This is a genomic window from Neobacillus drentensis (genome assembly GCF_036965645.1).
Lineage (GTDB): Bacteria > Bacillota > Bacilli > Bacillales > Cytobacillaceae > Neobacillus > Neobacillus drentensis_D.
This window is the reverse complement of record NZ_JBALPZ010000136.1, coordinates 36,004-56,160: the sequence shown is the minus strand read 5'-3', so window position 1 is coordinate 56,160 and position 20,157 is coordinate 36,004. Positions and strand designations below refer to the sequence as shown.

18 protein-coding genes, 1 other RNA gene and 1 pseudogene are annotated in these 20,157 nt (G+C 38.0%); 13 read left to right on the top strand and 7 right to left on the bottom strand.

Annotated elements, in window-relative coordinates:
• Positions 1-31: 31 nt before the first annotated feature.
• Positions 32-241 (bottom strand): YppF family protein, encoded by a 210-nt coding sequence (gene yppF, locus V7266_RS23550; protein ID WP_335471522.1) that lies wholly within the window; start codon positions 239-241, stop codon positions 32-34.
• 186 nt (positions 242-427) lie between these two features.
• Between yppF and V7266_RS23545 the strand changes: the two genes are divergently transcribed.
• Positions 428-982, top strand: coding sequence for a YppG family protein (locus tag V7266_RS23545; RefSeq protein ID WP_335471520.1), 555 nt, complete (start codon positions 428-430; stop codon positions 980-982).
• 70 nt (positions 983-1,052) lie between these two features.
• Here V7266_RS23545 and V7266_RS23540 read toward each other — a convergent pair whose 3' ends face one another.
• Positions 1,053-1,535: an Hsp20/alpha crystallin family protein gene (locus V7266_RS23540; RefSeq protein WP_335471519.1), complete on the bottom strand. Its 483-nt coding sequence runs from the start codon at positions 1,533-1,535 to the stop codon at positions 1,053-1,055.
• 190 nt (positions 1,536-1,725) lie between these two features.
• Here V7266_RS23540 and hcp point away from each other — a divergent pair, with 190 nt between their 5' ends.
• Positions 1,726-3,015, top strand: a complete 1,290-nt coding sequence (hcp, locus tag V7266_RS23535) for a hydroxylamine reductase (protein ID WP_335471518.1) — start codon at positions 1,726-1,728, stop codon at positions 3,013-3,015.
• Between the two features lie 88 nt (positions 3,016-3,103).
• Here the strand turns inward: hcp and V7266_RS23530 are convergent, their stop codons facing one another.
• On the bottom strand, positions 3,104-3,802 hold the full coding sequence (locus V7266_RS23530) for a Crp/Fnr family transcriptional regulator (protein WP_335471516.1): 699 nt from the start codon (positions 3,800-3,802) through the stop codon (positions 3,104-3,106).
• Positions 3,803-3,972: 170 nt separating this feature from the next.
• Between V7266_RS23530 and V7266_RS23525 the strand changes: the two genes are divergently transcribed.
• The 8 genes from V7266_RS23525 (at position 3,973) to V7266_RS23490 (ending at position 13,174) form a co-directional block, all read left to right on the top strand.
• Positions 3,973-6,276, top strand: a complete 2,304-nt coding sequence (locus V7266_RS23525; protein WP_335471515.1) for a DEAD/DEAH box helicase — start codon at positions 3,973-3,975, stop codon at positions 6,274-6,276.
• On the top strand, positions 6,267-7,511 hold the full coding sequence (locus tag V7266_RS23520; RefSeq protein WP_335471514.1) for a ribonuclease H-like domain-containing protein: 1,245 nt from the start codon (positions 6,267-6,269) through the stop codon (positions 7,509-7,511). Before V7266_RS23525 ends, V7266_RS23520 begins: the two co-directional genes overlap by 10 nt.
• A gap of 386 nt (positions 7,512-7,897) precedes the next feature.
• Positions 7,898-8,305: a CotD family spore coat protein gene (locus tag V7266_RS23515; protein ID WP_335471513.1), complete on the top strand. Its 408-nt coding sequence runs from the start codon at positions 7,898-7,900 to the stop codon at positions 8,303-8,305.
• A gap of 125 nt (positions 8,306-8,430) precedes the next feature.
• A complete protein-coding gene (locus V7266_RS23510; protein ID WP_335471512.1) occupies positions 8,431-8,991 on the top strand; it encodes a DUF1273 domain-containing protein in 561 nt (186 codons plus the stop codon).
• Between the two features lie 130 nt (positions 8,992-9,121).
• Positions 9,122-9,424 (top strand): cell division regulator GpsB, encoded by a 303-nt coding sequence (gene gpsB / locus V7266_RS23505; protein ID WP_335471511.1) that lies wholly within the window; start codon positions 9,122-9,124, stop codon positions 9,422-9,424.
• Between the two features lie 79 nt (positions 9,425-9,503).
• Positions 9,504-9,907: RNase P RNA component class B (gene rnpB / locus V7266_RS23500), an RNA gene on the top strand.
• 171 nt (positions 9,908-10,078) lie between these two features.
• Positions 10,079-11,215, top strand: coding sequence for a THUMP domain-containing class I SAM-dependent RNA methyltransferase (locus tag V7266_RS23495; protein ID WP_335471510.1), 1,137 nt, complete (start codon positions 10,079-10,081; stop codon positions 11,213-11,215).
• A gap of 33 nt (positions 11,216-11,248) precedes the next feature.
• Positions 11,249-13,174 carry an ATP-dependent DNA helicase gene (locus tag V7266_RS23490; protein WP_335471509.1) on the top strand — a complete coding sequence of 642 codons (1,926 nt, stop codon included), beginning with the start codon at positions 11,249-11,251 and terminating at the stop codon, positions 13,172-13,174.
• Positions 13,175-13,400: 226 nt separating this feature from the next.
• On the opposite strand, the gene V7266_RS23485 is transcribed toward V7266_RS23490, so the two are convergent.
• The gene (locus tag V7266_RS23485; protein ID WP_335471507.1) at positions 13,401-13,553 is read right to left on the bottom strand and encodes a hypothetical protein; all 153 of its coding nucleotides are present in this window, start codon (positions 13,551-13,553) and stop codon (positions 13,401-13,403) included.
• Between the two features lie 306 nt (positions 13,554-13,859).
• On the opposite strand from V7266_RS23485, the gene V7266_RS23480 reads away from it, so the two are divergent.
• Complete coding sequence (locus tag V7266_RS23480) at positions 13,860-15,365, top strand: carboxypeptidase M32 (protein ID WP_335471506.1); 1,506 nt, start codon at positions 13,860-13,862, stop codon at positions 15,363-15,365.
• Between the two features lie 56 nt (positions 15,366-15,421).
• Here V7266_RS23480 and V7266_RS23475 read toward each other — a convergent pair.
• The 3 genes and pseudogenes from V7266_RS23475 to V7266_RS23465 all read right to left on the bottom strand — a co-directional run bounded on the left by V7266_RS23475 (position 15,422) and on the right by V7266_RS23465 (position 17,732).
• Positions 15,422-17,084 (bottom strand): annotated as a pseudogene (locus tag V7266_RS23475) (b(o/a)3-type cytochrome-c oxidase subunit 1).
• A complete protein-coding gene (locus V7266_RS23470) occupies positions 17,084-17,560 on the bottom strand; it encodes a cytochrome c oxidase subunit II (RefSeq protein WP_335471505.1) in 477 nt (158 codons plus the stop codon). Before V7266_RS23470 ends, V7266_RS23475 begins: the two are co-directional and overlap by 1 nt.
• 22 nt (positions 17,561-17,582) lie before the next feature.
• Positions 17,583-17,732: a cytochrome c oxidase subunit 2A gene (locus V7266_RS23465; protein WP_101648585.1), complete on the bottom strand. Its 150-nt coding sequence runs from the start codon at positions 17,730-17,732 to the stop codon at positions 17,583-17,585.
• Between the two features lie 681 nt (positions 17,733-18,413).
• Here V7266_RS23465 and V7266_RS23460 point away from each other — a divergent pair.
• The gene (locus tag V7266_RS23460; RefSeq protein ID WP_335471504.1) at positions 18,414-19,502 is read left to right on the top strand and encodes a type III polyketide synthase; all 1,089 of its coding nucleotides are present in this window, start codon (positions 18,414-18,416) and stop codon (positions 19,500-19,502) included.
• Positions 19,503-20,075, top strand: a complete 573-nt coding sequence (locus tag V7266_RS23455) for an isoprenylcysteine carboxyl methyltransferase family protein (protein ID WP_335471503.1) — start codon at positions 19,503-19,505, stop codon at positions 20,073-20,075. It begins immediately after the preceding gene.
• The last annotated feature ends 82 nt before the right edge of the window (positions 20,076-20,157 follow it).

The window sequence follows — 20,157 nt, the reverse complement described above, 5'->3', positions numbered from 1 at the left end:
GATTTAATTAGAGTAACTTTCTGCGTGAAATTCATGAATGTTCGATGAGGGAGTTTTCGTGATTAGCTTCAGGTATAACCGCACCTTGGTTTTCAAGCTCGCGGACTAGAATTCGATATTCTTTTATATTTATTTCATTATGAATATACTCTTTCTTTGCAAAATCCAATAAGGTATTTACGTCATCTGTGTTATAATCCCGACTTTGAATAAATTTGCTTTTTAATTCGTGAATATTCATAAATAGCTCCTCCTTCACCCTTTTTTCTATCGTATCATGAAAACATAGGATTCCTAGTTTTTAAAATATTTAAACTTTAGACAAAATTCCTGTGATTATGACATTGACAAACAGACTTTAAGAATCACCATTCAACTTTAACTTTCATAATGTGGAATAGAAAATATAAAGAGGAGATGTTTGCCCATGTTTGGAAAAACCAGACCAAATCATTTCGCTTATCATGGAAACTCGGGGCAAATGATGTACCAAGTGCCAATGACTCAGCCGCCATTAAACCCGCAGCAGCTAATGAACCGAAACCAGCCCAATGCTTATCATACTCAACCTCACAACTATAATATGATGCCCTATTACCCGCCCAACGCATATTATCAGCCGCAAATGCAGACATTTGGTCAAACCTATCAACCGGGCTTTGTACCGCCAAATAACAATTATAAAGCGCAGTATACTCAAAAGGATAACCAGTTTTTATTTCAAAACCCCCTGCAGCCAAAGGATGAAATGGTTCAACAGCCATATATCCCTATGAATGGATATCCAGGAATGAACCCCTATCCTAAAAACAGTTTCATGCCAAAACAGCCAGGCGGAATGCAATCTCTTATGAATTCCTTCAAATCACAAGATGGATCAGTGGACATTAATAAAATGATGAATACAGCTGGTCAAATGATGAATGCTGTTAACCAAGTCTCCTCACTTGTAAAAGGATTTGGGGGTATATTTAAAATTTAAACCTTTTTCAGAATATAAAAAGACGGCTCTTGGAAGCCGTCTTTTTATATATTATAGAAGCTAAGCAACGTTATTCTTCTATATCTATTAGTTTTCCTTTTTCTTGAGGAATGCGAATTTGCAATAAGCCATCACGGTAAGAAGCCCTAACTAAATTCTCATTGATAACATGTGGCAGGGCGATCGTCCTAGAAGCTTGCTGACGGACATATTTTCGACGATAAACGTGACTAATTTGATTTTCTTCCGTTTCCAATTCCTGATTTTCAACGGAAATCGTTAAATAGTTTCCTGAAATATTAAGTTGGATTTGCTCCTTTTTCACACCCGGCAGCTCTGCAGAAATGATATATTCTGTTCCCGTTTCTAATGTTTCAACATGAAAACCTGTACCTGCTGGGAAAGGAGATTTGAAAAAATCATCAATAGATTGCAAAAATCCCCGCATAGGTTTATCAGTGAAGAATTCGTTCATTGATTTAATCAAATCACGGAAAGGTTCTGGCAGCGGAGACTTATGGTTATTTTTATCACTCGGAAGCATGGATGACATGATTATTCCCTCTCTTTCCAATATTTCACTCCATATCATATGCGGAGGAAAATAGGTAGGTGCCGGCATAAGTTCGTCATAAATATTTGAACATTCTGTTACAAACGTGATTAATGTGATTTGCATCACACTAAGGAAGTGAAAAAATTTGTACGCTAGAATGGAAATAAGATGAAAGCGGGGAAGTCACATGTTCTGTTATCAATGTGAACAAACACCTTCTGGTGGATGTAAGGTTATTGGTGTTTGCGGTAAAGATGAAACCATCGCCAGCTTACAAGATACGATTATTTTTGGATTAAAAGGAATTGCGGCCTACAGAACACATGCCAATCAACTAGGGTTTACGGACCCATTTGTGGATGCGACAACACATGAAGCACTTTATATGTCACTAACTAATTCAAACTTTAATGTACAGGAACATATTGATATGGCAATGAAGGTAGGCCAATCAGCTGTCCGTGTAATGGAGATGCTCGATGAGGCCCATACGAAACGTTTAGGTATACCAGAGCCAATTCGCGTTAGTCAAAATAAAATCGAAGGTAAATGTATTGTAGTTACAGGGCATAACTTATTCGCCTTAGAAGAATTATTGAAGCAAACAGAAGGAAAAGGCATTAATATTTATACACATTCTGAAATGCTGCCTGCCCATGGCTATCCTGCTCTGAAAAAATATACGCATTTAAAAGGTAATATAGGTAAAGCTTGGTATGACCAACGAAGACTATTTGAAAAGTTCCCTGGAGCGATCCTTGCTACAACTAATTGTGTAATGCCGATTAAAGGTACATATGCAGATCGGATGTTCTCCTACGAAGTTGCGGGTCTTGAAAATGTAGAAAAAATTCTGAATGATGATTTTACTCCATTAATTAACAGGGCGTTGGAGCTTCCAGAAGGAGCAATAGAATCTGAAGAAACATTACTCACAGGCTTCCACCATGAGACCGTTTTAGGATTAGCGCCAGAGGTAATAGAGGCTGTGAAAGCAGGAAAGATTAAACGCTTCTTTGTGATTGCAGGATGTGACGCACCTGGAAAAGGCGGGGAGTACTATCGAGAGCTTGCTATCTCACTTCCTCCAGAAACCGTTATTTTAACAACTTCTTGCGGTAAGTTCCGATTTAACGATGTTGATTATGGTGTGGTACCTGGAACAAACATCCCTAGATATATTGATTTAGGTCAATGTAATAATTCCGGATCGACTGTGAAAATCGCCTTAGCATTAGCTGATGCGTTCGGCTGTGAAGTCAATGAATTACCTGTAAGTATTGTCCTTTCTTGGTTTGAGCAAAAAGCAGTAGCGATTCTGTTAGGACTTTTCAGCTTAGGAATTAAAGACATTCGAATTGGGCCAAAACCACCCGAATTTATCTCTGAAGGAGTTCTTCAGGTTCTTCAGGATACATTTAACCTTAAGTTAATTGGTACAGCGAAAGAAGACATGGAAGAGATGCTTCAGCTGTAATCTTAATCTATTTAAAAGGCACTTTTCTCATAAAAATAATTAAGCCTTTAAAAAAACACCGCAGCCTGCGAAAGCTGCGGTGTTTTTCCTACAGTAAATTTATTTCCTTCATAAGAATGGGAATATCAAGAATCATGTTCCCATCTGGGTCCACTTCGATTAATTCGTCTTTCTTCATTTTTGTTAATGTCCGGCTAATAGTTTCTCTTGTTGTACCAATCATATTGGCAAGATCTTTGTTCGTAAACTCAGATTTTAAATGAATGGTCCCATCCACTAGTTCCATTCCATGTTTCTGTGCTAGTCGAATAATAAGTTTAACGATCTGTTCATATGTATTGTTTAGGATTTGTTCCTCCAAGCGATTTTGTAGATCGATAATTTTCTCTCCAAGCACCTTAAATACCTTGATACAAAGCTCAGGATTTTCAATTAGAACCTTTTCGAATTTTGAAATAGGAACTGCAATGAGGGTAGCGGGTTCTAGTACCTCTGCATAGGCAGGATAATCCCCTTTTCTAAAAAATCCGACATGAGGAAACATTTCCCCTTTTTTTGCAATCGCTACGATTTGCTCTTTTCCACTAATATCACTTTTATAAATTTTTATTTTACCATCGAAGATAAAATAGACGCTTTCAAGTGGATCACCTTGGAGAAAGACATGACTATGCCTTTTCCACTCTCTGGCAATCGAAATATTCGCTATTTTTGTCAATTCAAAATTGTTTAATTCGTGGAAAAGGGTAAAATTACTTAGTACCCGCTTAATATCTTCAATTTTCATAAAATCCCCTTCCGAGTCAATTCATTCATTACTATTGTAACAAATTTTGCATCTAGCGTTTACTCTATCTTAATGGGAAAAAGTTACAATCATGTTAATGTGTTAAATTTTGTTTTATATCTTTAATATCGAACGTCTATTCGGTAAAATAGGAGTAATGAGGTGAGAACATGAAACTGAAAAAAAACCTGCATGAAATCCTTGCAGATTTAAAAATAAATCATGAGTTTAAAGAAAATATTGTCACTTGGCATACAATTGAGAACAAGCCTCCCCAAACTGTCGACATGCCAGAGAACCTGCATCCCGTTTTAAAGAATGCTCTAATTGCAAGGGGTATTGACCAACTCTATACACATCAAAAATCAGCATATGAGGAAATTATTTCAGGTCATAGCATTGTTGCTGTTACACCAACTGCCTCTGGAAAGACACTTTGCTATAATTTGCCGGTGTTACACACCGTCCTGGAAAATCCGAGTGCAAGAGCCCTGTATATTTTTCCAACTAAAGCACTTGCCCAAGACCAAAAAAGTGAGATTAATGAAATAATTGAAGCTTCTGGTGCTGAAATAAATAGTTATACGTATGATGGGGATACACCCGCAAATATCCGCCAGAGAGTGAGGAAAGCTGGTCATGTAGTCATAACCAACCCAGACATGCTTCATTCGGCAATCTTGCCTCATCATACAAAATGGGTATCATTATTTGAGAATCTTAAATTTGTAGTCATTGATGAGCTCCATACCTACCGTGGCGTTTTTGGAAGTCATGTTTCCAATGTGATCAGGAGGCTAAAGAGGATTTGCCGTTATTATGGAAGCAATCCTGTATTTATTTGTACCTCTGCCACAATTGCGAATCCTCTAGAGCTTGCGGAGAAATTAACGGAAGAGAAAATGACCCTGATTAATAATAATGGTGCTCCAAGTGGGACCAAACATTTTGTCTTCTATAATCCTCCAATTGTCAATAAACCATTAAATATTCGAAGAAGTGCGACACTTGAAGTCCGCAAAATAGCGGGTGAGCTCTTGAAAAATAAGATTCAAACCATTGTCTTTGCCAGAAGCAGGGTAAGAGTGGAAATAATTCTAACTTACTTGCAGGAATTAGTTAAAAATGAGTTGGGAGCAAAATCCATTATGGGCTATCGTGGCGGATACTTACCGACAGAACGAAGAAAAATTGAGAAGGGGTTGCGTTCAGGGGACATTTATGGTGTCGTCAGTACAAATGCTCTTGAACTTGGAGTTGATATTGGACAGCTTCAGGTTTGCATTATGACAGGCTATCCAGGGACCATATCGAGTGCATGGCAGCAAGCAGGAAGAGCTGGCAGGAGGCATGGTGAGGCCTTGGTCATAATGGTCGCTAGTTCCAGCCCGCTTGATCAATATATTATTCAAAATCCAGATTACTTTTTTAATAAAAGCCCTGAAACAGCTAGGATTAATCCGGATAATCTTATCATTTTAATTGACCATATGAAATGTGCCGCCTATGAGCTTCCATTTAAGAGTGGTGATAGGTTTGGGAATGTAGAAACAGACGAGTTACTAGAATACTTGGCTGAGGAACGTGTCCTTTACCGAAATGGTGATAAGTTTTATTGGATGAATGATTCTTTCCCGGCTCATAATATAAGTTTACGTTCAGCATCACAAGAAAACGTGATCATCGTCGATCAATCAGATATAGCTAATGTGAGGGTGATAGGTGAGATGGATCGATTTTCTTCCATGACGCTTCTCCATGATGAGGCGATTTACTTGCATCAAGGAACACAATATCAGGTGGAAAAGCTTGATTGGGATGAGAAAAAGGCATTTGTTCGAGAAGTCGATGTTGACTATTTTACCGATGCCAATCTGGCTGTTCAATTAAAGGTTTTGGAAGTGGATAAACTACATTCACATCCTGAAGCGGAAATTGGTTATGGTGATGTTAGTGTGAGGGCGATGGCAACAATTTTTAAAAAGATTAAATTTGAGACACATGAAAACATTGGTTCCGGTCCGATTCACCTCCCTGAAGAGGAGCTTCATACGAATGCGGCATGGATTTCATTGAGTAAACCGTTAGGGGAAATGGGACAAGAACGTCTCGAGCAGGGGCTGATTGGAGCAGCACATGCATTAAATCACATCGCTCCCTTATTTGTTATGGCCGATCCCCAGGATATTCACGTTATTCCACAAGTTAAGGCTGACCATAATGAAAAGCCGACTATTTTCTTTTATGATCGCTATCCGGGCGGGATTGGCTTAAGTGAAAAAATATATACGGGAATGTCTGAGGTTTTTCATGAGACATTAAAAATGATCACCCATTGTCATTGTCAGTCTGGATGTCCTTCTTGTATTGGCGCTGATACTGTAAGTGAAACCGCCAAAAAAGATACGGTAAATATTCTTAGAACGTTCCTGCACACTCGACTTTCAGGTGAGGAAGTGGAGTCATGTCTTTAAAAAATAAATTGAATCGCTTAAAACCGCATCTCTCAGTCAGAACTGAAAAGGAACCACCATTTCTTCCAGAGGTATATGCTATTGAAATTCCTTATCAAGATAAATGGGCACAAGAAAATGTCTCGCCGTATTTTTTAGATGGAAATTATTGTTTGATTCGAGAAGTAAGATATCCTATGTCACATCAACATGGGCATTACTGTTTTAGTGATTTACAAACTGCGGTCAATAGCTGGAATGAAAACCAGATTAACCATCCATTATCTTCAAAAGGGCATAGAGTGGAAGAACTATTCTTTTTTGACACAGAAACGACCGGACTTGGCGGCGGGGTTGGAAATACTATTTTTATACTCGGTTATGCCAGTGTTTTAGGTAATGAGCTGATTTTAAGGCAGCATATTCTGCCGAATCCGGGAGCGGAGATCCCTCTCTATCAAAGTTTTTTGGAAAAAGTGAACTATCGGACCCTTGTCACATATAACGGCAAATCGTTTGATTGGCCGCAAGTTAAAACTCGACATACACTAGTCAGAGAACATGTCCCAAAACTGCCTTCGTTTGGACACTTCGATCTTTTTCATGCCGCTAGAAGACTTTGGAAGCATAAATTAGACAGAATGAAGTTATCCATCGTTGAAAAAGAAGTATTAGGGGTAAAAAGGATAGATGATATTCCTGGATACCTTGCTCCTATTATTTATTTTGATTTTATAGAAAGTAAACAACCCGATGGTATGCTGGGTATTCTTAAACATAATGAAATCGATATATTATCCCTTGTGACGTTGTATACTCATTTGACCTTTCAAATCACGGGTACAGACCGAAATCAATCACGCCCTGAAATGTATGAAGTAGGACGTTGGTTTGCTAGTTTAGGTGAAACAGACCAAGCGAAAAAGGTATTAACCACCCTAACAAATGAACAGGATAAAACATCAACAAGGGCCAAGCTGATTCTGGCCTATCAGCAAAAAAAAGAACATAATTGGACTAGTGCGCGAGATTTATTTTTGGAGGTTTATGAAACCAACGATTTCCAAATTAGGGCAGAAGCCTGTGTTGAACTGGCCAAAATCTTTGAGCATAAGCTTAAAGACCTTCCAAAAGCAATTTGGTATTGCCAGGAAGCCATTAGCTTAGTATCTGATGATCATATAAATTTGAACAAACCTAGATATGAACAGCTTCAGACCAGACTTAGACGGTTGGAGCGAAAACAAGCAAAATAGACTCGTTAGTATGTTTGCGTCTGGCTATTTTTATATTTAAAATAATGACACATATTTTTAACATTTTTATAAAGAAAACTAGTATTTCCATATTGTTTATCGGAGTTGAAAAAGGTAAAATTGAAAATTGGGTTGAGAAAAAAAACGACCATAAAACATATGGAGATGGTAGTATGTATAAAGCAATTCTTTTCTTATTTTTTATTGTCGTCTGTTTGACTGCCGTTGTGTTAACAAGTTTAAAAGACAGCTTTTATACGATGTTATAAAAAAAGTTTAACAAAAAAATTCCATAACGAAAAAAATAGGTATTTTCATTAGTACAAGAGTAACTCCTTTTACATAGGCTGTTAATGTAAACAGAATATTTGAAGGGAGATTATCATATGTATCTAGGAACTAATTTTTTACCTCCAGTCATTCATCCGACACAACAAATTGTGAACCATACGTTTTCGACAACGGTGGTGCCGCATATTCATCCGGTTCATACAACAACAGTGAACCATCACATGTTTCAGCATAAACATTACTGTCCGCAAACAGCGTCATGTGCAGAAGAGTGCTGCAGCCAGCACATCAACTGCTGTAACCCATGTGCACCAGCGCCAATCGCGCCAATCGCAGCACCACTGCCAAATGCAGTACCAAATGCGCCAGGCTTTGGTGGAATGGGTGGCCCGGGCTTTGGACCAGTGGCACCAGGAGCACCTGGCTTTGGACCTGGAGCACCCGGCTTTGGACCAGGTGCGCCAGGCTTTGGACCAGGACCATTTAGGGGCCGTAGACCTTAGTAATGTGGATGTGTTTGCAAGGGCTATTAAGCCCTTGTTTTTTATTTTCTTTTTATTATATGTTATGTTCTTTATAATAAAATGTTTGTCCCAATTTTAAAAAAATATCAAAAAGGAGAAAGATTTTGGTAAAAGTTTTAGCCATTTCGGGTTACAAACCTTTTGAGTTAGGGATCTTTAATAAGGACCATCCATCCGTTCTATATATTAAGGCAGCTTTAAAAAAGGCTTTATTGCCAATGATTGAAGACGGGTTAGAATGGATATTAATCAGCGGTCAACTTGGTGTTGAGCTTTGGGCAGCAGAGGTGGTCTTTGACTTGCAATCTGAATACCCTGAGTTGAAGCTTGCGGTCATTACTCCTTTTTTAGAACAGGAAACGAACTGGAATGAAACCAATAAGGAGTGGTATGAAACGATTTTAATGCAAGCTGACTTTGTGGACTCTGTAACGAAAAAAGTCTATGAAAAACCATGGCAGTTTCGTTTGAAAAACCAGTTCTTTGTGGAAAAAAGTGATGGCTTGCTGCTACTGTTTGATCATGAAAAAGAGGGAAGCCCTAAATATTTATACGAATTAGCATTAGAATACCAAAAAAAGCATGACTATCGAATAGAACTACTTACTTTTTACGACTTGCAACTGATTGTGGAGGAAGAACAACTCAAGCAATCTGGCTTTTAAAGAATATTTATAACCTTGCCCCATATTAATAAAATGATGGAACAATCATCGATTGTAAAAGAAAATTGACAAAAGGGCATATTTTTGGAAAAATAATAGGTAATGATTGGCTAAACTAGAGGTGATTTGAATGTTGGCTGATAAGGTCAAATTAACAGCTAAGGATATTTTAGAAAAAGAGTTTAAAACTGGTGTTCGTGGTTATAAACAAGAAGATGTGGATAAATTTTTAGATTTAATCATTAAAGATTATGAAACGTTTCACCAAGAAATTGAGGATCTACAACAAGAAAACCTTAGGCTTCGTAAGCAGCTTGAAGAGACATCCAAAAGGCAGCCGGTGTCACAGCCAGCTGGAACGACCAATTTTGATATCCTTAAAAGATTGTCTAATCTAGAAAAACATGTATTTGGTAATAAACTTTACGATTAACATTTTGTTCCATCGTTTCCTAATAAAAACCATTGTATATTGAACAAGAAATACATATAATTAAAAAGTATCATTAATAACGTTCGGGTAATTGCTGCGAGGAGCGAATTCGCGAATCGTTGAGGAAAGTCCATGCTCGCACGAGCTGCGATGCTCGTAGTGTTCGTGCCTAGTGAATTCATAAGCTAGGGCAGCTGAGTCTAGCATTCAGTTGACGGCCGGGAAAATACCTAAGTCCCTTGCGGATATGGTATGAATACCTATAAAAGTGCCACAGTGACGTAGCCTTCTTGGAAATGAGAAGGGTGGAACGGGTAAACCCCACGAGCGAGAAACCCAAATTATGGTAGGGGCGTTTTCTCTGAGGAATTGAACAAGGAGAAAGACAGGTTCATACTTGAATCTGTAGATAGATGATTACCACCTAAGTACGAGACCTAATAGTCGTTTGCAGTACTATGGTACAGAACATGGCTTACAGAACGTTATTAATGTCAAGAAATGCTGGATATTAAGGGCTCTCCTAATATGGGGAGCTTTTTTATTGCAAATTACTGCATTCGTTTTCTTTATTCTGTCAATAATGTAAGCGACAAGTTGAACGATTAGCATGATTTTACATACATATGAAATATTTAAGGGTGAAGACAAGACATGGGAAAATATCAATTAATTGCAACTGCAGCGATGGGATTAGAGGCCTTAGTAGCTAAAGAAGTCCGATCACTTGGCTATAATTGTGAAGTGGAAAACGGTAAGGTAACCTATACAGGTGATGAGGCAGCCATTGCACGTAGTAATTTATGGCTGCGAACAGCCGACCGCATTAAGATAAAGGTTGGAGAATTTAAGGCTTTTACTTTTGACGAACTGTTTGAAAAGACAAAGGCGCTTCCCTGGGAACAATTTTTGCCTGAAGATGCAGAATTTCCTGTAATTGGGAAATCTGTTAAATCAAAGCTGTTTAGTGTATCAGACTGTCAGGCTATTGTTAAAAAAGCGGTGGTTGAACGTTTGAAAAAACATTATAAACGTAATTCCTGGTTTGAGGAAAATGGTGCTCTATACCGGATTGAAGTGGCAATGCTCAAGGACGTTGCGACCATTACCATTGATGCCAGTGGCAGCGGTCTTCATAAACGAGGATATCGAATTGATCAAGGTGAGGCACCGCTAAAGGAAACATTGGCAGCTGCGCTCGTGATGCTTACGAATTGGCAGGCTGACCGTCCCTTTATGGACCCTTTTTGTGGATCAGGGACTATTCCAATAGAAGCAGCCATGATAGGGCAAAACATTGCACCGGGATTTAACAGAGAATTTGTTTCTGAAGCTTGGAAATGGATACCCGAAAAAGTGTGGCATGATGCTCGTATGGAAGCGGAAGACCTGGCAAAATATGACCAGCCATTAGACATTACCGGCTCTGATATAGACCATCGCATGGTTAGGATTGCGGAAGGCAATGCTGTAGAAGCTGGGTTTGGTGATTTAATTCATTTTAAACAAATGCAGGTTCGCGATATTTCGACTAGTATGGAGTATGGTGTTATTGTAGGAAATCCTCCGTATGGTGAGCGTTTGGGTGATAAAAAGGCAGTTGAGCAAATGTATAAGGAAATGGGACAGGCTTTTAGTAAGCTCGATACCTGGTCCATTTATATCATGACTTCGAATGAAGAATTTGAACAATTTTACGGTAAACCGGCAACCAAAAAACGAAAGCTGTTTAATGGTTTCATACGGACCGACCTTTATCAATATTGGGGTAAAAGACCCCCGCGGCAATAACGTTTTGAAGTAGAATATGGGGGAGAGGTTGTCATGCAAAATCGGATGCCGTTTGAAGTTTCCAAAACAGAGTCTTTTTATGACAAATTAGGGGAATGGATTGGCGATCTATTTTATGATGTTTTACCCGAGGCTGGTTTTGAACTCAGAGATGAACAAATTTATATGGCCTTTCAATTGGAGAAAGCTTTTAAAGAAAAAAAAGTAATGTTTGCTGAGGCAGGAGTTGGCACGGGGAAAACCATTGTTTATTTGCTCTATGCAATTATGTTTGCCCGTTATACAAATAGACCTGCTATAATTGCTTGTGCTGATGAGACTTTAATAGAACAGCTAGTAAAAAAAGAAGGCGATATTGCAAAACTAGAGAAGATTTTAAACTTACAGATTGACGTACGTCTGGCAAAGTCTAGGGACCAATATCTCTGTTTAAAAAAGCTTGATCAGGTGAAAAATAATGATTTTTCGGATGAGATTTCGGAGGTGTATCAAAAACTTCCTGATTTCGTTCATTCTGTTGGATCAATGCAGACTTTTGAAAGATATGGTGACAGACGGGATTTTCCTTCTCTCTCAGATGAGGTATGGGGCAATGTGAATTGGGATGCGCTGCAAGATTGCTTTTCTTGTGATAAACGTCATCGCTGCGGCTTAACATTACACCGTGAATTTTATCGACATTCAACGGATTTAATTATTTGCTCACATGATTTTTATATGGAACATATCTGGACAAAGGAATCAAGAAGAAGGGAAGGGCAGCTTCCACTATTGCCAGATCATTCCTCTGTCGTATTTGATGAAGGCCATTTGCTCGAGTATGCCGCACAGAAGGCTCTGAGTTATCGCTTTACAGATTATACATTAGATACTTTACTAACAAGATTAATGGAAAACGAAGTGCGCGAAAAAACGTTATATACGATTGAAGAGGCGCTTTTAGCAAATGAGGCATTTTTCGATGCCATCTCTCAATTCTCTTCTCAATCAAAAGGATCAGAAAAACAAGTCATTACCAAGCATCCGTTAGTAATGAAAACATGCAGAATGCTGTTGTCTACACTTCAATCACTCGAAGAGGAACTTGTCTTTGAGAGTGAGTTATATGTCATTAATGAGTATGATTTAAAGATTGTTGAGGAGTATTTAGAACAAATAACTTATTCACTCTCATTATTCCTTCAGGAACTAAACGGGATCACTTGGTTTGAAGAAAAGGGTGGAGAACGAACCCTAGTTATCATGCCTAAAATGGTCGAGGAAGTTATGCGTGAAGAAGTATTCTCACAGAAAAAGCCATTTATTTTTTCTTCAGCCACACTTTCAAATCATAAGTCTTTTGAATATATGGCAAATAGTCTTGGTGTGAGTGAATACTTATCTTTTTCAGTTGCTTCGCCATTTGATTATGATGAAAAAATGAAAATATATATGCCTCGTCTTCCACATGAAAGTCTTGAAGAGAAGGTAAAGTATGCGGCTGGGAAAATCAACCAATCAGAAGGTCGAGCGTTAATCCTTCTTAATAACAATGAAGAAATGTTATACCTAAAAAAGCTTCTGCCGGATTTAATTCCTTACCATGTCTATTTTGAAGGAGATGAGGAGATAAGCACGCTAGTTTCAAAATTCCAAAATGAAGAACATGCTGTGCTTTGTTCGATCCATTTATGGGAGGGGCTTGATATACCGGGCAGGTCGTTAGAGAATGTAATTATTTTTTCCCTTCCGTTTCCGCCTAATGATCCAGTCTTTACTGCAAAAAAGAATGGACTTAACAATCCATTCCTAGAAGTAGACTTACCATATATGTTACTTCGTCTTCGCCAAGGAATGGGACGGCTAATTAGGACTGAAAAGGATGAAGGAACTGTTCATATCCTTCTGGATAATGAAGTTGATTTGAGTGTCTTACAAGAAATAAAAGCTGTGCTGCCAACGGAGCCAATTGAAAATTAATGAAGAGTAAGTGGAAGATACATTTTCTTCCGCTTACTTTTTTATAGGCTGTGTTAAGGGCTATTGTTGATTTTAAGAATGTTGATTGGAGCGGAAATCAACTCTCAAGTTTAACGTAACCTTTTTATAAGAACAAATCCTGTTCTAGAGTTTCCTGACTTATTAAGTAAAACCAATCATCAGCCTGGGAAACCTATGAAAAAACGATGTACAAAAATCCGCAAAGCTACCTTTGTGGATTTTCTTTTTCATTTTCGAGTTTTTCAAAGCATTCAAAACAATAGATTTCTTTTTTGTCTCTATGGATACCATTTAAAAAACCATCTAAACAGTAAACTTCTTTCCTGCAACTGCAGCAACAACCCACCAGCTCAATCATGTTTTTAGCCCCTTTTTCACAATATAGTAATAAAATTATATAAAAGGTGTGATAAAAAGCACAAAAGTATATAATTCCTTTAATTTATAATTAGAATGAAGTAAACAAACTTGAGGAGGTGCAAATGTTACAAACCTTTAAATGGCAATGAACAAGGTTTTTTGTCAAAAACCTCGCTAACTCCCTTTAACGGGATTAATATTTTCCAAAAACTTCTCTATTTTAAAACAACAGATATCTTGTTTTCTGTTGTTTTTTTTATCCATACNNATGTTAAAATTTAACTAATGAAAAGGGGGTCTTGGAATGAATGTGAACCAACTAGAAAAAGAATTTTTAGATTTTGTAAAAAAAATCTCTGCATATAATGAAGCACTTGGACTTATTTATTGGGATCTGAGGACAGGAGCTCCAAAACAAGGGATTGAGCAGCGCTCGGAAGTAATTGGGCTGCTTTCTTCTGAAGTATTTAAAATGTCAACTTCCGAGGAAATGGCTGCATACATAGCTGTGTTATCGAAACAATCACTCTCAGAAAAGACCAGCAGAATTCTGCAAGAATGTAAACGGGAGTATGAACGAAATAAAAAAATACCAGAAGAAGAGTACAAGGAATATGTCGTCCTCCAATCGAAGGCAGAAAGTGTTTGGGAGGAGGCAAAAGAAACAGATAATTTTGCTTTATTTAGCCCTTATTTGGAAAAGTTAGTAGAAATGACAAAAAGATTCATTGGCTACTTGGGGCATCAGGAAAATAAGTACGATGTGTTATTAGATATGTACGAACCAGGTATGACGGTAAGTATATTAGATCGGGTTTTCAGTGATTTAAGAGACAAAATTGTCCCCTTAGTTAAAAAGGTTTCGGAATCCTCCGCTAAGCCAAAAACGAATTTTCTATTTGGAAAGTTTCCAAAGGAGAGACAACGGGAATTAAGCTTAAAAATCCTAGAAAAAATAGGTTATAACTTTCAAGCGGGGAGGCTGGATGAAACAGTCCATCCTTTTGCAACAGGACTTAACCCGGGAGATGTTCGTGTTACCACAAATTATAATGAAGATGATTTCCGAACCGCCGTTTTTGGTACCATTCACGAAGGTGGACACGCATTATACGAACAAAATATTTCAAAGGATTTAATTGGTACACCGCTTTGTACTGGAACCTCAATGGGCATACATGAATCACAATCTCTTTTCTATGAGAATATTTTAGGCAGAAGCTATTCGTTTTGGAAAAATAACTTTGAGCTTTTGAAGCAATACGCTCCCAATGGTCAGTTGGATGGAGTATTATTGGAGGACTTCTATCGGGCCATTAATGAGTCAAAGCCATCCCTCATTCGAATAGAGGCAGATGAATTAACCTATCCTCTCCATGTAATGATTCGCTATGAAATTGAAAAAGAGTTATTCAATGGTGGATTGGAGGTTAGGGATTTACCAGAAGTCTGGAATAATAAATACGAAAAGTACCTTGGTATTCGTCCGGAAAATAATGCAGTAGGAGTCCTGCAGGATGTCCACTGGGCCGGCGGCAGCTTTGGTTATTTTCCGTCGTATGCATTAGGATACATGTATGCAGCTCAATTTAAACATAAAATGCTTGAGGAATTTCCCAATCTTAATCACATGGTGGAAAATGGAGAACTTTTACCCATTAAAGAATGGCTGACTGAAAAGATCCATCAATATGGTAAATTAAAAAAACCACTTGAGATTTTACAGGATGTCACTGGAGAAGGGTTAAACCCCACTTATTTAATTGATTATCTATATGAAAAATATACAGATATTTACAAGTTGGATTGATCAGAAAAAGGCCCAATCAGAAAGATTGAGGCCTTTTTATTATCCAATGACAATAATCATTTACTCCAAGTTTGAAACCCTTTTGAACCTGGGGGAGCGTTCTGAATAATATCAATAAACGGAATCGTGTAAGCAAATAAAATAAGAACTGCTGTAATGCCAAGCCATAGTTTCCAATTTTCAAATACCATTGGAGCTTTTTCCTCTGTATTCTCAGCTTCTGCCACAGGGAATTCCTGATCACCTTTAGGCGCAAAGAAAGCAAGATTAACAAAGATAATGATGACCTAAAATAATACCAAGGAATAAAATTGTTCCGCCTACTGCTTGAGCAATTTGGTATGGAATCCATTCAGCAGCCTGCTTTGCTCCACCATAGGTTGAGAAAGATGAACGTCTTGGTCCGCCAAGTAAACCTTCTATGTGCATTGCCCCTGACATGAATACCATACCGATAAACCAAATCCATGCCTGGATAATACCCAGTTTATTCATAGCTTTCGTTAATTTCCGTCCAGTTAAATGTGGTACCAGCCAATAAGAAATGCCGAAAAATGTAAGTACAACAGATGTTGCGGCAGTTAAATGGAAGTGTCCTGTTACCCAAATCGTATTATGAACCACTTCGTCCATTTGGTTAGAGGCATTAATAATCCCGCCAGCACCAGCTGGTATAAATGAAGCCATACCGATAAATGGAACAGTGAAGCGGGCATCATTCCATGGCAGTACTTTAAACCAGCCAAAAAGGCCAGTTGCCCCTTTAGAGCGGCCATATCTCTCAAAAGTAGCAAATAATGAGAAGGCAGTCATTAATGACGGGATAATAACCATAAATGTTAAAATAACTTGTAAGAACTTCCACGCAGGATCAATTCCAGGCTCGGTTAATTGGTGATGAAAACCAACTGGAATGGAGAAAAGTAAAAATAAAATAAATGAAAGTCTAGCCAGTGAATCTGAAAAGATTTTTCCGCCGATTACCTTTGGAATTATAGCGTACCAGCACATATAAGCAGGGAGCAGCCAGAAATAAACTAATGGATGGCCGAAATACCAGAATAATGTTCGGCTGACTAATACGTCAACAGTATCAACTAATCCAAGCGACCAAGGAAGCAGCTGGAACAAAACGGTAGCAGCTACACCTAATGTAGCAACAATCCAAAGAACGGTATTAATGACAGCCATAAAGCTTAATAATGGACTTGGTCTTCCTGGATTGTTTTTGCGCCATCTAGCATAAGTCATAATCTGCGCTGCACCGTCAACCCAGCTCCCTACTACAACAAAGGTTAAACCTAAGTAAAAAATCCAGTGGGCTTTAAGTGGTGCATAAAATGTATATAAAACTGACGCCTCTTTAAGCAAAACCATTGTTGCGGCCATTACAGTACCAAGTAACATCACCCAAAAACCAATCCAGCCGGTGCGTCTGGCAGCATTTGAATGACCACCGGTTGTTCTGCTTACAGCGGCATATTGGAATCCCATTATAAAAAAGGTTGTTAATACGAGGCCCATTAAAACCCCATGAACCGTTAAAATTTGATAATAGTCAATGCCCCAAGGAAGTTCCCATTTACCAGATCTCACAAGGGTCTGAAGGAGGCCCATTAAGCCGCCAAGAGCAAGAGCCGAAAAGGCTACGAAAAAGTGGGCCATTGAAAGCTTTGCATCACGCGGATCTACTTTAACTTTTGCTTTATCGTTAGCCATTATTTAACCACCTCAATCTTTGCACTCATTAAGTGGTGTCCAGAACCACAGTACTCATTACAAACAACTAAATATTCGCCCGCCTTGTCAAATGTAGTGGTATACTCACTAACATATCCTGGCTCAAGCATCATATTTATATTGGTACCAGCCATTTCAAAGCCGTGAATAACGTCCTTTGTAGTGGCTATAACCTTTACCTTCGCTCCTAGGGGTACTTTTACTTGTGCAGGATTATATGAAAAAGCAGATGCTACAAATACTAGCTCATAGTCCCATTCTTTACCCTCCACCTTATGCAAACCGGGTTTGTCAAAAGGCTTAGTCTGATCAACTTTTTCAGAATTGATCGTAGTTAAACAGCTTGCCGGTTTGTTGCCTAGGTAGAAAGCGCTGACACCTACCACCGATAGAAAAACAACAAGGCAGCCGATACCAAAGGTCAGCCAGATTTTTTCAAATTTATGCATGTGCATGATATCTTCCCCCTTCAATCAGTTAAAAACGTTCGACGAACAGATAATAGACACTTACCCAAGTTACAATAATAAACGCTCCCAAAAAGAAAACGGACGCTAAAGTCCCTTTAAGAGAAGAGCTATCTTCCACTTCTGTTTTTTGTTTTGTTTTCAGTTCCGCTTTCGCCATCCCCCTAGCACTCCCTTCAGAAAATAAAAAATTAATGAATCACTTCTCTTTCATAATACAAAACAATTGCAAAAGAAAAATATGAATTTGTGTAGTTCACAAATTGTTCATTCCTTATCTAACTACTATGTTAATGATAAAAACTTGATACAACAGTGATTTATATCACTCGCTAGTTTGGCAAATATGAATAAACTGTGAACAAGGTAAATATAGATGTGATTTATGGAATTGAATAATATTTTTACAAATATCCTTCTAGTTTTTGAAACGAGGTAACACTCTTTCATTAAAAAAATAAGCTGATGATATATTCTTATATTTTATTAGAAGTGAGTGATGATGGTGGAGAAATATTACTGTGAGAACTGCCGCCTTTTATATGATGATATAGAGCATTGCAAGGTGTGCGGCGTATTGGCTAGTAACAAAATTAAGATTGAGGTACAAAAGCAATCCGAAAAATAAGAATGACAGAAAATTACCGAGTGGAAAATGAAATTGGAAAAGTTTATCTAATGAAGGAATTCCAAAACCGCGATATAATTTAAGTGCACAGCAACAACCTTCAAAACGTTTGCTTCCCGGTCGTGGGAAGCTTTTTTTTTACCTCTGCCTGCTGGGAATAATTTCATTTGCAACGGAAAAAATAACTTTATCCATACAGAAGGGGATAGATAAATGCCTGCCATTATTTCCATTTCTGAAGTTATTCCTCCCTACCAAGTAAATCAAGACCAAGCATCTGCATTTGCTCGTGAACTATTTTCCGACTCATTCAAGGATATTGAGCGGCTTTTAAAAGCTTTTCAAAATGGGCAAATCGAAAATAGACATTTTGTTCAAGGATTAGAATGGTTTAAGGAATCTCATACCTTTGAAGAAAAAAATAATGCCTATATTGAATCAGCTGTTACCCTCGGCCGAGAGGCAATTGTTACATGCTTAAAAAATGACAGATTTCTTAAAAGTCAAATTTCTTTCGAAGATATTGACGCTATTTTCTTTATCTCGACAACAGGGTTGTCGACTCCAAGTATAGATGCAAGGATTATTAACCTTTTGCCTTTTAATCCACATATAAAGAGAATCCCAATCTGGGGATTGGGATGTGCTGGGGGAGCTGCGGGATTATCCAGGGCCTTTGAATACTGTTCAGCCTTTCCGAAGGCGAAAGTACTCGTCCTGTCAGTTGAACTATGTAGTTTAACATTCCAAAGGAATGACCTCTCAAAAAGTAATTTAATAGGAACATCACTTTTTGCAGATGGTATCGCCTGTGCGTTAATCATAGGGGATGAAGTTAGAAAAGAAAAATATAGTAATAAGTCTGCCGTACCGTTCATTGTAGCCACTCAATCAACACTTATGCCGAATTCCTTAGATGTAATGGGCTGGGACATACGTAATCAAGGGTTATTTGTCGTTTTCTCCAGGGATATTCCTCACATTATTAAAGCATGGTTAAAGCCAAATGTGGTTGGATTTTTAACTGAACAGCAATTGGAGCTTGGGCAAATAAACCACTTTATTGCCCATCCTGGCGGAAAAAAAGTATTGGACGCTTATATTACATCATTAGGGATTCCTGCTTCGATGAATGAGACCTCACTCGAAGTTTTAAAAAATAATGGAAATATGTCTTCAGCAACTGTTTTATATGTTTTAAAGCGATTTATGGAAAAGGATATTCCCAAAGGCGATTTGGGACTTGCAACAGCCCTTGGCCCCGGTTTTAGTTCAGAATTACTTCTAATGAGGTGGCAATAAATGATCGTCATGCCATTTGTCTTGTTAATCATATTAATCGTCATTCAACGTATTGTGGAACTTTTTGTTGCCAAAAGAAATGAGATATGGATGAAAAACCAAGGGGCAGTAGAATTTGGAGAAAAGCACTATAAGTTTATGGTACTTATACATATGATGTTTTTTATTTCCCTATTTACTGAAACGTTACTACTTAAGCGGGGTATTTCTGCTTTATGGCCTGTGTTTTTATGTTTATTTGCTCTTGCGCAGGTTGTGAGAATATGGGTAATTACTTCACTGGGGAAATTCTGGAATACAAAAGTACTTGTTTTACCAAATGCTAGGATCGTAAGGAAGGGACCATACCGATTTTTAAAGCATCCTAATTATGTGGTGGTAGGAATGGAGTTGTTGGCTGCCCCAATGCTGTTTAACGCTTATTTTACAGCAATTCTTTTTACGGTCTTAAATACCATCATTCTAATGATTCGAATCCCGATTGAAGAAAAAGCTCTTATTACTCTAACTGAGTATGATAAGACCTTTCAAGACTGTCACCGTTTTATCCCAAAGTTTGTTAAAAAATTGTGACAATTTCACTTAGTTATTGAAAATGATTATCAGCCATGTTAAAATAACGTTAATAATGAAAATCATTCTCAGATGATTCTAA